The sequence below is a fragment of the uncultured Parolsenella sp. genome, from assembly GCF_958346945.1.
Classification (GTDB): domain Bacteria; phylum Actinomycetota; class Coriobacteriia; order Coriobacteriales; family Atopobiaceae; genus Parolsenella.
This window is the reverse complement of record NZ_CATVTL010000010.1, coordinates 39,248-52,619: the sequence shown is the minus strand read 5'-3', so window position 1 is coordinate 52,619 and position 13,372 is coordinate 39,248. Positions and strand designations below refer to the sequence as shown.

Genomic DNA, 13,372 nt, shown 5'->3' with positions numbered 1-13,372 from the left:
GAACCCCCATTGACGGAACCAGAATCCGCTGTCCTGCCATTAGACGACATCCCAAAGTTGCAATGCCTGTCTTCGCCTCAGCGCGAGAAAGAACTATACGGAAGAGCAAGGGTCCGCGCAAGTACTTTTTGGAAAAATTTTTGTGAGAAGCGTAAAAATATTCTGCCTACGCAATCCACCTGCGGTTTTAATAGGACATTCGTAACGAGAGGCCATGATACCCACCAAGAAGAGCCCTGAGGGCGCCCCGCTATCCGCGTCCCAGCCATGCGAGAAGCGACAAACGGTCGTTGGGAACGCGCTCAGCCATGACGTCGGCAAGCAGGGCCGAGAGTCTCTCGCCCACCGCGGGGCCAGGCGCGATGCCGCAGGCGGCCATGACGTCGGCGCCGCTTACGGCAAGGTCTCGGGTGCTCCAGCACAGGCCCTCGCGCTCGATCTTTTCGAGAACGGCCTCGTGGTCATCGAGCTCGCGGGCGTAGATGCGGTAGGCCGGCGCCTTCGCGAGCGCGTCGGCGCGCCTCAGGCAGACGAGCTCGCGCATGAGCTCAAGGACCTCGTCGCGTCGCTTGAGCCCGCTCATGGCGGCCACCGAGGCCGTGAGCTTGAGCACGGGCTCGACCTTGGGAGCGCAGGGGCGGTCGTGGTAGCGGACGAGGGCAAGGATGGGATTGGCGAGCTCGTGAGGGATGGCGAGACGACGCAGGAGAGTCGCGGAGATGTCGCGGCCCCGTCCGGGGTGGCCATAGAAGTGTCCCTGGCCGGCCTCGTCGACCGTGAAGCTCGTGGGCTTCCCTATGTCGTGAAGCATGGCGGCCCAGCGCAGGCGCTCGCTTGCCTTGCCAACAGTGAGCTGCTCGACACCCTCCATGACGCAAATGGTGTGCTCGAGCACGTCGAAGCAGTGATAGCGGCTTCGCTGGTCGAAGCCCTCCATCGGAGCAAGCTCGGGAAGCGCGGCGAACATGACCTCGCGCTGGTGACGAAGCGCCCACGCGGCGCGGCCAGACACCATGATGCCTCGCAGCTCGGTGCCGATGCGCTCTTGGGCCACGCCCGCAAGCGTGGGGGCGGCGGCGCGCAGGGCCGCCTGCGTGGCAGGCTCGATGTCAAAGTCAAGGCGGGCCGCGAAGCGCACCGCGCGCAGGATGCGCAGGGCGTCCTCGTCGAAGCGCACGGCGGGGTCGCCCACCGCGCGGATGACGCCCACGGCAACGTCCTTTGCCCCGCCAAAGGGGTCGAGAAGCCCACGGGTTGGATGCCAGGCCATGGCATTAACCGTGAAGTCGCGGCGTGCGAGGTCCTCGCGCACGTCAGTCACGAAGGTCACGGAGTCGGGGTGACGCTGGTCGGTGTAGGCGCCGTCGATGCGGTAGGTCGTGACCTCGACGGGCTCGCCGCAGACGACGGCTGTGACGGTACCGTGAGCCGTGCCCGTCTCGTGCACGACAAAGCCCGCCGCCTCGAGGGCGACCTTCGACTGTGGCCAGGGGGCACTCGTGCACACGTCGACATCGTGAGCCGCCACGCCGCGCAGGGCGTCTCTCACCCAGCCGCCCACGACCCAGGCCTCGTGACCGGCATCCTCGAGCGCCCGTAGGGTGAGCAGGCCATACTGGGGTGCGAGGGCGGGATCGATCGTGGCTTGTGGCATATGCGGCGACTCCCCTGATGGCGTTGGCTGGCTTAATGGTGCCAAGTATAGCGCCGCGGCGGCTGGCCCCGAATGCCCTCATTCCACAGCGTGATGCGTCTCTTGCCCCAGCCTTGCAGCGAAGGAATCAGATTCCTAGGAAAACGAGGTAATTAGCTTTTAGGGGATAGCTATATGCCCATATTCCTAGGAATTTGAAAGGAGGGATAAGGAAGAACCACCGATTGAGAGGAGTGGGATAGAACCGGGTTAGCCCACGGCGCGGGTGGCGATGACGTCAACACCCGTGTCGCAGACGTTGGCGACGATGACGTCGCCCGGGGCGATGGGGGCGGAGCAGCCCTCCCCCGCCGCCTTGGCCGCCGCGACGACGCAGGCCATGAGCCCCTTGGGGACGGGAGCGCTCGTGCGCACGGACAATGGCTCGGCCACGCCCGGCACGCACACCGTGGTGGTCACGACGCGCTCGGGGTGGGTCAGCTCGGCAGGTCCGTAGCTCTTGCCGCGGGCGCATCCCGCCCCCGAGACGTAGACGGCCTCGCCGGACGACGCGAGTTCCACCACAAGCGTGCACCCCATGGGGCAGCACGTGCACGTGACCTCGCGCAGCTGCTTGTCTGCCATTAGCGCTCATCCCCCTCGATGCGGACCTCGACGCCCTCGACCTCGTCCCACGACGTGGGCGGGCGCACCGCGACGCGGCACATCTCCGCAGGCAGGGCAACCTTGAGCCTGCGGCTCGCAAGCTCGGTGACGTCGCCCCTCCGCCTGGCCTCGATGACGAAGCGGGCGCCGCGCATGACCTTGCTTGGCCTAAAGGCAAGCGTCACGGGGTCGCTCCCAGCGCCGTCAATGCGGCTCGGCACGACGTAGCGCACGCCGGCCCCCGCCTCGACGGGGGCGGGGTCGCTCGCCCCGCGCGCACCGCTAGCCACCCAGGCCGCGGCGGCCTCGCCCGCTAGCGCGCCCTCGGCGGCAGCGAAGTCCGCGAGGTCGTGGACGTGCAGGGCGTTGCCGCAGGCGAAGACGCCCGGCGCGCTCGTCTCGAGGCGCTCGTTTACCACCGCGCCGCCCGTGACGGGCGAGATCTCGATGCCCGCCTCGCGCGCGAGCTCGCTTTGCGGGATGAGCCCGCACGAGAGCACGAGCGTGTCGCACGCGACGTTCACCTCGGTGCCAGGGATGGGCCGGCGCGTCGCGGGGTCGACCTCGGCGATGTCGACCGACTCGAGGCGCGCGGAGCCGTGGGTGGCGACGACCGTGTGCGAGAGGTGCAGCGGGATGCCAAAGTCGTCCAGGCACTGCACGATGTTGCGCGTGAGGCCGCTCGGGTGGTCGAGCAGCTCGTAGACGCCCTCGACCTCCATGCCCTCGAGCGTCATGCGGCGGGCCATGATGAGGCCGATGTCGCCCGAGCCCAAGATCACGGCGCGGTGGCCCGGCACGCAGCCCTGCAGGTTGATGAGCGACTGCGCGGAGCCCGCGGTGTAGATGCCCGAGGGACGCTCGCCCGCGATGCCCAGGGCGCCAAAGCCACGCTCGCGCGAGCCGCATGCGAGCACCACCGCACGGGCGCGCACCGTGTACGAGCCCCGCGGACGAACGACCTCGAGCGTGGAGGGCGCGCCGTCGTCTGTTACGTGGAGCGAGATCACGGTGGCGCCGTCCCAGACCTCGACGCCCGCGCGGGCGAGCTCCTCCGCCTCGCGAGCGGCAAACTCGGGGCCCGTGAGCTCGTCCTTGTAGCGCTTGAGGCCAAAGCCATTGTGGACGCACTGGCACATGATGCCGCCCAGCTCGCTCGCGCGATCGACGAGCAGCACGCGGGCGGCACCCCGCTCGCGAGCGGAAGTAGCTGCCGCCATGCCCGCGGCTCCCCCGCCAACGACCAAGACGTCGTAAGGCTCGTCGACGGGCGCGCCGCTGGCGTCAGCAGAGGTCGCGTCGCCCTTGCGCGCCTTGCGCTCACCCCGGGCGAGCTCCACATAGTCGGGGCGCGCGCTCGCCACCATCCACGAGCCACGCAAGCGCTTGTCGACGTCCTGGGGAGCCACGCCGAGCTCGGCAGAGACAACGCGCAGAAGCTCGGGCGTGCAGAATCCGCCGTGACAGCGGCCCATCATGGCGCCCGTGCGCCACTTGAGGGCGTCGAGGCACAGCACCGGCACGGGACCGTGGAGCGCGGCCACGACCTCGGCCGCACTCACGTTGCCGCAGCGGCACACGACCTCGCCCCAGGCGGGGTCCTTGGCGATGGCCTCCTCACGCTCGGCCGCGCTCATGTAGGCAAGGCGGCGTCGCGGCGGATTCGTGGGCCAGAAGTCAGACCGGCGCGCAAGGCCAAGGCTTTCGCCCACCTGCGAAGCGATCTCGACGCCCACGGCAGGCGAGCTCGTAAGCCCCGGCGACTCGAGGCAGGCGACATCGAACAGGCAGGGGACGTCATCGCAGGCGCCGATGACGAAGTCGTGGTTGGTGCCCTTGGCGCGCACGCCGGCGAAGTTGGTGATGGCGTCTCGCGCGCTCGCGCCGGGCCAGGTGCGCCGCGCGCCCTCGACGATGCCCGCGAGGCCAGCTGCCGAGGTGCCGAGCGCGTCGGGGTCGTCCTGCTCGGTGGCGCTGGGACCCACGAAGAGGTTGCCGTGGACGGTGGGGCTCACGAGCACGCCCTTCCCCTTGGCCGTGGGCACCTGGAACACGGTGCGCGCAAAGGTGGAGCCCAGGCGCGGGTCATAGAGCAGGTACTCGCCGCGCACGGGAACGATCTTTAGCTTGCTTGCGCTCAGCAGGTTGTGGATCTGGGCCGAGTGCACGCCCGCGGCGTTCACGATGGCGCGCGCCCGCACGACCTCGCCGCCAACGAGCACGAGGTCAAAGGCACCGTTGCCGGCGCGGGTAATATCAAAGACGCGCGCGTCGAAGCGGACTTCGACGCCATTGCGCACGGCGTTCTCGAGGGCCGAGAGGGCCACCTCGTACGGGTCGCAGATGGCGCCGGTGCGCACGCGCAGGGCGCACGTCACCTCGCCCGAGAGCGCGGGCTCGAGCACGCGTGCCTCGTCGCCATCGATGAGCTCGAGCCCCTCGACGCCGTTTTGGCGCCCGCGCTCGAGCAGGCCCTCGAGGGAGGTGCGGTCGGCCTCGTCAAAGCCCACGACCAGCGACTCGTTACGCGCGTAGGCAAACTTGAGCTCGGAGGCCCAGGTGGGAAAGAGCGCGGCGCCCGCCACGTTGTAGCGCGCCTTGGCGGTACCCGGCTCGGGGTCGTAGCCGGCGTGGACGATGCCCGAGTTTGCTCGCGTGGCGCCGCAGGCGATGTCGTCTCCCGCCTCGAGCACGACGACGCGGGCGTCATAGCGCGCGAGCTCGCGGGCGCAGCAGCACCCCGCCACGCCCGCGCCGATTACGGCCACGTCATAGGGGGCCGCCTCGGCGCCGTCCCTGTCGAACCCGCCTGCCAGCGAGGTCTCACTCATCATGGGTCTCCTCCCCAAGGGCTGCGCATTTCCCCCATTGTCCCCGCTTAATACGGGCAAGAGACGAGCCCATCGGCGAGCGAGCGCACCCAGCATGGCCGAGGCCATCGGCACCGGACGCTCGACCCTCAAGTTTGCACCAAGCCATCGTGCTACCATGCTTTGGGCAAAAAGACGCCCGCGGGCAAGCCCCGCGGGACACAAGGATTGGACGGCACAACCATGAACGTGGCACAGGCCCTCGAGCACGCGAACGCGCTCGTGTTCCCCGAGATCGTCTACTGCGGTGGCTTTACCGCGATGGACGCGGAGCGCCAGAAGAACGAGGAGGCGCTCGCAACGCTTCGCGACGAGTACGCCAAGAACGACAACCCCGGCTTTGGCTACGACGTCATCCGTGACCTCGCCGACCGCAACCGCGAGCTGTGCGACCAGATTGGCATCGAGCGCCTCAACAACACGCGCGACTCGAGCCTGGCGCGCGGCATGAGCGACTTCGACCTGTGCGCGGGCGTGGCGGCCCTGCAGAAGCGCAAGGCCTCGACCGTCGTGCGCGAGGTGGGCGGTGACCGCAACAACCTGGGCGTGGCCTACGTCACCAAGCCCATCCGCGGCACAGTGCTGGGCATCGACATCGAGACGACCGACCGCTACCCCGACCGCGGCTACATCATCAACGTGGGCTTCGAGCTCATGGAGCTCACGGCAGACGCCGCCCCCACCGACGCCGAGGCGCACTTCTGCGGCATCCCCGACCTCTATGCCGAGAAGGGCGTGCCGCTCGAGCGCATCCACCACATCTCATGGGCAGACGTCGAGGGCAAGACCCCCTTCCGCGAGGACAAGAAGCTGCAGGCAAAGCTGCTCAAGCTCATGCGCAAGTACCCCTACATGGCCCACAACGCCGCCTTCGAGGACTCCTGGTTCACGCTGCACCTCGACGGCTACGCCGAGGCGCGCCGCGCGGGCAAGATTGTTCCCGTCGACACGCGCGACATCTGCCGCCAGCTCGACCCCGAGGTAAAGACGCTGCCGCGCGAGTCGAGCCCGGCATCGCTCGAGAACTGGGCGCGCCGCCGCGGCACGCTCGCCGCAGCCGAGGCCGAGGTGCACCAGGGCCTCGATGACACCGAGCTCATGCTGCGCACCGTGCAGGCCGAGTTCGTCGCCCGCCACTGCTTCAAGGAGTAGGCGGGAAGCTCGCCGCGCCAAGGGACACCAGGGGGCGCCAACGCGCCAAGAAGGTCAGCCCCGAAAAGCCACGCGACGGCCGGCCGCGCACTCAGCGGCGCCCTTACCAAAACGTAACGCTCTTCGCCCCACACGAACGCCATCTCTGCGAGATACTAGAACCTCAAGGGAAGCCACGTCGTGAGGGGCGTTTTCTATGGGCAAGAAGAAGGACAAGAAGCGCGAGGCAAAGCTCGACGAGCTGGGACGCCGCGCTGCGGAGTTCGCGGACGAAACGCCCAGCCCCGCCAACGAGAGGAAGCCCAAGCGCGGCTTCAAGCGCGACTTCTCCTACACGCAGAACCGTGAGGTCAGCTGGCTGCGCTTTGATGACCGCGTGCTCGACGAGGCCTTCGACGAGACGGTGCCGCTGTTCGAGCGCATCAAGTTCTGCGCCATCTTCCAGAGCAACATGGACGAGTGGTTCATGATCCGCATCGGCGGCCTGTCCGACCTCGCCGAGCTCAAGCACCAGCCCGCCGACAACAAGAGCGACGAGACGCCCGCCGAGCAGCTCGAGAGCGTCTTCGGGCTGCTCCCCGGCATGTACGAGCGCCGCGAGAGCTGTCTCACCGACCTCGAGGCGCGCCTTGCCCTCGAGGGCGTGGAGCGCGTGAGCCCCGCCCAGTACACCGACGCGGACCTCGTGGCCGTCTCGAGGCGCTTCGAGGCCTCGCTCGCCCCGATTCTCTCGCCCATCATCATCGACCCGCGCCACCCCTTCCCCAACCTGAGAAACGACGTCATGTACGTGGCGTGCTCGCTCGACGGCGTCGACGAGCACGACATGCTGGGAATCGTCGAGGTGCCGCCCACCGCGGCGCGCATCGTGTGGCTGCCGAGCGGCGAGGGCCGCGTGCGCTACACACTTGTCGAGGACGTCGTGAGCTCGATGCTCTCGCGCTGCTTTGGCTCCTACGTGCCCACGAGCTCGGCCGTCGTGCGTGTGACGCGCAACGCTGACATCGACCCCGACGGCGAGGGCGTCGAGGAGGAGGAGGACTACCGCCAGCACATGAAGAAGGTGCTCAAGCGCCGCAGCCGCCTGCAGCCCGTGCGCCTCGAGCTCACGGGCGCGCTCGACGAGAGCCTCGTGACGCTCGTGCGCAAGGAGCTGGGGCTCGAGAAGCGCCGCGTCTTTCGCCTCTCGACCCCGGCCGACCTCTCCTACGTCTACGCGCTCGAGAACCGCCTGCCCGCAACCCGCAAGGCGGTCCTCACCTTCACCCCGTTCGAGCCGCAGCCCTCGCCCATGGTCGACGCCAGCCGCCCGATGCGCGACCAGATCGAGGACCACGACGTGCTGCTCACCTACCCCTACGAGAGCATGGGGCCGCTGCTGCGCCTGATCCACGAGGCCGCCAACGACGACGCCTGCATCTCGATCAAGATCACGCTCTACCGCGTGGCGCGCCACTCGCGCCTGTGCGAGAGCCTCGTGGCGGCCGTCGAGAACGGTAAGGATGTCACGGTGCTCATGGAGCTACGCGCCCGTTTTGACGAGCAGAACAACATCGAGTGGGCCGAGCGCCTCGAGGAGGCCGGTTGCACGGTCATCTACGGCTCCGAAGGCTTCAAGTGCCACTCGAAGATCTGCCAGATCACCTACCACGACAACCGCGGCCTGTCGCGCGTCACCTGCCTGGGCACGGGCAACTTCAACGAGAAGACGGCCCGCCTGTACAGCGACTTCATGCTCATCACGGCGCACCCCGGCATCGCCGAGGACGGCAACGCCTTCTTCCGCAATCTGTCGCTGGGAAACCTGCGCGGCACCTACCGCTTCCTGGGCGTGGCCCCCCTGAGCCTGAAGCCCCTCGTGATGGGCGGCATCGACCGCGAAATCGCCCGTGCCCGCGCCGGCGAGCCCGCACGCGTCTTCCTCAAGATGAACTCGCTCACCGACCGTGACGTCATCGACCGCCTCGCCGACGCGAGCCAGGCGGGCGTCGAGGTGGTCATGATCATCCGCGGCATCTGCTGCATGCTGCCGGGCGTCAAGGGACGCACGACGGGCATCGAGATCCGCCAGATCGTGGGACGGCTACTCGAGCACGCGCGCATCTACTCGTTTGGCGTTGGCGCCGACACGATCTACCTCAGCAGCGCCGACATGATGACGAGAAACACCGAGCGCCGCGTCGAGATCGCCTACCCGGTGCTCGACCCCACGTGCCGCCGCATCGTCTGCGACTACATGGCCCTGCAGCTCTCCGACAACGTGAAGGCACGCCGCCTCACGAGCAAGGGCACCTGGGCCCCCATCAAGCGCAGGGAGGGCGAGCCGGCCATCAACTGCCAGGAGCAGCTCATGGCGCGCGCCTACGCCCGCGCCCACGAGCTCGAGCCGCAGGCGGTGGCCCCGCTCGCGCCCGAGCCCATGCCAACCACGACGATAGCCGCGGTGGACGAGACGGTCGCCGCCACCGAGGCGGCCGCGCCCATGACGGCCGCCGCCAAGGCTAAGCAGGTCGAGCAGGTCGAGCAGGTCGACCAGGCAGCCGCAGCCAAGCATGGGCCCGCGGTCGCACCCATGGCGCAGCCAGCCATCGAGGACGAGCCCGAGCCGGCGGCTCACGTCGAGGCCCACGTCATCGAGGATGAGCAGCCCGCCCAATCGAAGGTCGCCGACGCAGACGCGCCCAGGGAGCAGCCCGCCGCGCCCGGAACGCTTGCCAAGCGCGCCCCAGGCCGCCTCGTGCGCGCCCTCGCGATCTTTGGTCTTGGCTTCAAGACGCTGTTCGGAAAGGACGAACAGCGCTAGCATCTAAGGGTTGAAAGATACCCAGACGCCCCGCGGGCCAACCCCATGCCCGCGGGGCCAGAAAGCAGGACACGCGCATGAAACTCGCCATCGAACGCATGACCTACGGCCCCGACGCCATCGCCCACACCCCCGAGGGCAAGACCGTCTTCGTGAGCGGGGCGGTGGCCGGAGACGTCGTCGAGGCCGAGCTCGTGAGCGACGGCAAGTCCTTCTCCAAGGCCCGAACGGTCAAGGTCCTCGAGCCCTCCCCCAACCGCGTGGCCTGCGAATGGATGCTCGCCGACGTGCTGGGCTGCGCCCCCTGGGCGCACCTTGCGCGCGCCGCGCAGCTCGAGGCCAAGCGCACCAACGTCGTCGACAGCCTGCTGCGCGTGGGGCATCTCGCCGACGCGGAGGAGCTCGTGGCCCCCTGCGAGGCCCCAAGCGACGGCTGGCGCTACCGCAACAAGGCCGAGCTCGCCTTTGTGCGAGACGGGCGCCACGCCACGCTGGGCATGTACGGCACGGACGGTTCCACGGTCATCAAGGTCGAGGACTTCCCGCTGCTCGACATCCCGGCGAAGGGCCGCGAGTCCAAGCTCGTGAAAAACGTCTCGGGCGCCCTGTCCTACCTCGCGAGTTCCCATGAGCTCGACATCGAGCGCGTGGGAATCCGCCGCTCGAGCCGTACGCGCGACCTCGAGATCGCCATCTGGACGCCCACGGGAGCTTTCCCACGCGCCCAGGCGCGCCGCGTGCTCGAGAACGTGGGCGCCACCTCACTCGTGCGCGTCATGACCAAGGGCCCCGCGAAGGCGCGCAAAGTCGCGGGCGTCGAGCGACTCGACGGCGCCGGCAGCTGGACCGAGCGCATCGCCGGTAACGTCATGCGCCTCTCGGCCCCGAGCTTCTTCCAGGTGAACACCCTGGGCGCCGAGCGCCTCGTCGACCTCGTGCTCGACGCGCTCGACCCGCAGGAGAACGACATCGCGATGGACCTCTACTCGGGCGCCGGCACCTTCACGCTGCCGCTCGCGCGCTACACGAGCTTCGTCGACGCCGTGGAGTCCTACGGCCCGGCCGTACGCGACCTGCGCCGCAACCTCGAAGACGCACGCCTCGACAACGTTGATGCCGTGGGCGGCGACGCGGACCGCGAGTTCCCCGACGACGAGGCCGACATCATCGTGGTCGACCCGCCGCGCGCGGGCCTTGCCGAGAACGTCGTGCGCCAGCTCTCCGAGCAGCCCGCGCGCGCCATCGCCTACGTGAGCTGCGACCCGGCGACGCTTGCCCGCGACCTCGCGCGCTTCCGCGAGTTGGGCACCTACGAGATTGCCTCGGTAACGCCCGTGGACCTCTTCCCCCAGACCTTCCATGTCGAGACGGTCACTAAGCTCGTCCGCCGCTAGGGCACGGCCGCGCGCCGCAGGCGGTGCCCAAGGCCCAGGCGCAAGGCAACAAACTCCCGCTACGACACGAGGCTCCCTTCGCGATACCATGGATGCGACCATCCACGCGAAGGGAGCTTTTCCATGCCTAGGGTTGCCATTCTTCTTGCCGACGGCTTTGAGACGATCGAGGCCCTGGCCCCTGCAGACGTGCTGCGCCGCGCAGGCGTCGACATCTCACTCGTGACCATCAACGACACGCCGCACGTGACGTGCTCGCACAACATTGGCATCGACTGCGACGCCACGATTGACGCCTACGACTTCTCGGCCTGCGACCTCATCGTTTTGCCCGGCGGCATGCCCGGCACCAAGAACCTGCGCGCCAGCGAGCGCGTCTGCGAGCTCGTGCGCGACTTCATGGCCACGCGAAAGGTGGGCGCCATCTGCGCAGCCCCCTCGATCCTAGCCGAGCTTGGCCTGCTCGTGGGCCGCACCGCCACCTGCTACCCCGGTTGCGAGGGCGCCTTCCCCGCGGGCGTGAGGCCCACCGAGCTCGGCGTCTACGTCGACGGCAACCTCGTGACGGCCTCGGGTCCCGGGTTTGCCGTGGCGTTTGGCCTGGCCCTGCTCGAGCAACTCATGGGCGAGAAGGCCGCGAATGACGTTGCCACCGGCATGCTCGTTGCGGGGCGTGAGTAGCGCATGGGCCTCTTTGACCTCAAACTTCCGGGGCGCCTCATTCTTGCCAGCGGCTCGCCCAGGCGCGTCGAGCTCGTACGCGAGATGGGCATCGAGCCCGCAGTGCTGCCTCAGGACGTCGACGAGACGCCGCTGCCCGACGAGGGCGCCCGCGCGCTCGTGACGCGTCTCGCCCAGCTCAAGGCCACCAGTGCCCTGGCAGATGCACGGGAGGGCGACATCATCCTCGCCGCCGACACGACGGTTGCCATCCACGACAAGGAGCTGGGCAAGCCCGCTGGCGAGGCCGAGGCTCGCGCCATGCTTGCCGAGCTCTCGGGGCTCACGCACGAGGTCTACACCGGCGTCTGCCTCATCCGCAAGGGCAACCCTAACCAGAAGGTTTCCTTCTCGGAGGTGACCGAGGTCGAGTTCTATGACCTTTCCGAAGAGGAGATCGCCGCCTACGTGGCCACCGGCGAGCCGCTCGACAAGGCGGGCGCCTATGGCATCCAGGGCCTGGGCCGTGCTCTCGTGCGCGAGATTCGCGGCGACTACTTCAACGTCGTGGGCCTGCCCGTGGCTCACACCCTGCGCGAGCTCGCGAGGCTTGCCGAAGCCAAGGCCTAGCCGGGGCGCACCCAGATTAGACAAATTAGGGAGGGGCTCGCCGCACGTACGCGACGAGCCCCTCCCCTTTACCAATAAACTGCAGCTAGACGGCCTAGAACTTCATCTTGCCGCCAGGCATACCGCCGCCCATGCCCATGTTCTTCATCATCTGCTGGAGCTGGCGCTTCTGCTGCTTGCGGTTGCCGCCCGCTCCCATCATGCCGCGCACCTTGCCCATCATCTTGTTCATCTCGCCCCACTGCTTCATGAGCTGGTTGACCTCCTGGACGGAGTGGCCCGAGCCCTTGGCGATGCGGGCGCGGCGCATGCCGTTGATGGTCTTGGGACGAGCACGCTCCTCCTTGGTCATCGAGTAGATGATGGACTCGATGGCGCGCATCTGCTCCTCGGTGTTGTCGCCACCCATCTGGCGCAACGCCTTGTCGCCGCCGGGCAGCATGCCCAAGATCTTGCCGACGCCGCCCATCTTGCGAATCTGCTTCATCTGGTTAAGCATGTCGTCCATCGTGAAGCCCTCGCGCAGCATACGCTCGGCGTCCTCGGCGGCCGCGGCGTCGGCATTGGCCTGGGCGGTCTCGATGATGCCCACGACGTCGCCCATGCCCAGGATGCGCTTGGCCATGCGGTCGGGGTGAAACACCTCGAGGGAGTCGGGCTTCTCGCCCATCGAGACGAACTTGATGGGCTTGCCGGTGACGGCACGCACCGACAGAGCGCCGCCGCCACGGGCGTCGCCGTCGAGCTTGGACATGATGACGCCGTCGAAGTCCGTGCGGTTCGCGAACTCGGTCACGACGTTCACGATGTCCTGGCCGGTCATGGCGTCGACGACCATGAGCACCTGGTCGGGCTTCACGGCGCGCTTGATGTCGACGGCCTCCTGCATCATGAGCTCGTCGATCTGCAGGCGGCCCGCGGTGTCGACGATCACGATGTCACGCAGGTGGTCGACGGCGTCGCGCACGGCCTCGGAGGCGATCGCCACGGCGTCCTTGCCATCACCTCGGTAGACCGGCACGCCGATCTCGCCGCCGAGGGTCTCGAGCTGGTCTGCCGCCGCGGGACGGTGGGTGTCGCAGGCGGCGAGCTCGGGCGAGTGGCCCTGCTTCTTGAGCATGTAGGCGAGCTTGGCGGCCGCGGTGGTCTTGCCCGAGCCTTGCAGGCCCACGAGCATGATGACGTTGGGCGTGCGGTTCTGCATGAGCGTGAGCTTACTCTCGCCCGAGCCGAGCAGCTCGGTGAGCTCCTCGAGCACGACCTTGACGACGTTCTGGGCGGGCGTGAGCGAGCTCAGGATGTCGGCCGTGAGGCAGCGCTCCTTGCAGCGGGCCACGAAGTCCTTGACCACGCGGAAGTTGACGTCGGCCTCGAGAAGCGCCATGCGAATCTCGCGCATCGCGACGTTGATGTCGTCCTCGGTGAGCTTGCCCTTGCCGCGCAGCTTGTCAAAGGTGTCTGTGAGGCGGTCGGAAAGCGAGTCGAACATGCAGGTCTCCTTGCTGGAAGTGCGAATACGTAGCTGGTAGAGGGCGTGCCCACGGGGTCATGTGACCCCACGGGC

At 68.1% G+C, this 13,372-nt stretch carries 9 protein-coding genes; 5 read left to right on the top strand and 4 right to left on the bottom strand.

Translation table 11 applies throughout. The features are described 5' to 3' along the window. Nucleotides 1-250: 250 nt before the first annotated feature. From Q3866_RS06430 to Q3866_RS06420, 3 genes are all read right to left on the bottom strand, one after another. Nucleotides 251-1,654 carry a CCA tRNA nucleotidyltransferase gene (locus Q3866_RS06430; RefSeq protein ID WP_301830491.1) on the bottom strand — a complete coding sequence of 468 codons (1,404 nt, stop codon included), beginning with the start codon at nt 1,652-1,654 and terminating at the stop codon, nt 251-253. 249 nt (nt 1,655-1,903) lie between these two features. Continuing rightward, a complete protein-coding gene (locus Q3866_RS06425; RefSeq protein ID WP_301830489.1) occupies nt 1,904-2,278 on the bottom strand; it encodes a DUF1667 domain-containing protein in 375 nt (124 codons plus the stop codon). Further along, nucleotides 2,278-5,133: an FAD-dependent oxidoreductase gene (locus tag Q3866_RS06420; RefSeq protein ID WP_301830488.1), complete on the bottom strand. Its 2,856-nt coding sequence runs from the start codon at nt 5,131-5,133 to the stop codon at nt 2,278-2,280. Before Q3866_RS06420 ends, Q3866_RS06425 begins: the two co-directional genes overlap by 1 nt. Nucleotides 5,134-5,352: 219 nt before the next feature. Here Q3866_RS06420 and Q3866_RS06415 point away from each other — a divergent pair, with 219 nt between their 5' ends. From Q3866_RS06415 to Q3866_RS06395, 5 genes are all read left to right on the top strand, one after another. Continuing rightward, nucleotides 5,353-6,321 (top strand): 3'-5' exonuclease, encoded by a 969-nt coding sequence (locus Q3866_RS06415; protein ID WP_301830487.1) that lies wholly within the window; start codon nt 5,353-5,355, stop codon nt 6,319-6,321. A 196-nt stretch (nt 6,322-6,517) separates the two neighbouring features. Continuing rightward, complete coding sequence (ppk1, locus tag Q3866_RS06410) at nt 6,518-9,124, top strand: polyphosphate kinase 1 (RefSeq protein WP_301830485.1); 2,607 nt, start codon at nt 6,518-6,520, stop codon at nt 9,122-9,124. A 77-nt stretch (nt 9,125-9,201) separates the two neighbouring features. Then, nucleotides 9,202-10,518 (top strand): 23S rRNA (uracil(1939)-C(5))-methyltransferase RlmD, encoded by a 1,317-nt coding sequence (gene rlmD, locus Q3866_RS06405; protein ID WP_301830483.1) that lies wholly within the window; start codon nt 9,202-9,204, stop codon nt 10,516-10,518. 123 nt (nt 10,519-10,641) lie between these two features. Continuing rightward, on the top strand, nt 10,642-11,199 hold the full coding sequence (locus tag Q3866_RS06400) for a DJ-1 family glyoxalase III (protein WP_301830481.1): 558 nt from the start codon (nt 10,642-10,644) through the stop codon (nt 11,197-11,199). 3 nt (nt 11,200-11,202) lie between these two features. Further along, the gene (locus Q3866_RS06395; protein WP_301830479.1) at nt 11,203-11,808 is read left to right on the top strand and encodes a nucleoside triphosphate pyrophosphatase; all 606 of its coding nucleotides are present in this window, start codon (nt 11,203-11,205) and stop codon (nt 11,806-11,808) included. Between the two features lie 94 nt (nt 11,809-11,902). Here the strand turns inward: Q3866_RS06395 and ffh are convergent, their stop codons facing one another. Continuing rightward, on the bottom strand, nt 11,903-13,297 hold the full coding sequence (gene ffh, locus Q3866_RS06390; RefSeq protein ID WP_293674047.1) for a signal recognition particle protein: 1,395 nt from the start codon (nt 13,295-13,297) through the stop codon (nt 11,903-11,905). Nucleotides 13,298-13,372 lie beyond the last annotated feature (75 nt).

Bases quoted from the DNA above. Each gene is read 5' to 3' on its own strand.
- Q3866_RS06395 (WP_301830479.1), top strand. From the start codon at position 11,203: ATGGGCCTCTTTGACCTCAAACTTCCGGGGCGCCTCATTCTTGCCAGC.
- rlmD (WP_301830483.1), top strand. From the start codon at position 9,202: ATGAAACTCGCCATCGAACGCATGACCTACGGCCCCGACGCCATCGCC.
- ffh (WP_293674047.1), bottom strand. From the start codon at position 13,297: ATGTTCGACTCGCTTTCCGACCGCCTCACAGACACCTTTGACAAGCTG.
- Q3866_RS06400 (WP_301830481.1), top strand. From the start codon at position 10,642: ATGCCTAGGGTTGCCATTCTTCTTGCCGACGGCTTTGAGACGATCGAG.
- ppk1 (WP_301830485.1), top strand. From the start codon at position 6,518: ATGGGCAAGAAGAAGGACAAGAAGCGCGAGGCAAAGCTCGACGAGCTG.
- Q3866_RS06425 (WP_301830489.1), bottom strand. From the start codon at position 2,278: ATGGCAGACAAGCAGCTGCGCGAGGTCACGTGCACGTGCTGCCCCATG.
- Q3866_RS06415 (WP_301830487.1), top strand. From the start codon at position 5,353: ATGAACGTGGCACAGGCCCTCGAGCACGCGAACGCGCTCGTGTTCCCC.
- Q3866_RS06420 (WP_301830488.1), bottom strand. From the start codon at position 5,133: ATGATGAGTGAGACCTCGCTGGCAGGCGGGTTCGACAGGGACGGCGCC.
- Q3866_RS06430 (WP_301830491.1), bottom strand. From the start codon at position 1,654: ATGCCACAAGCCACGATCGATCCCGCCCTCGCACCCCAGTATGGCCTG.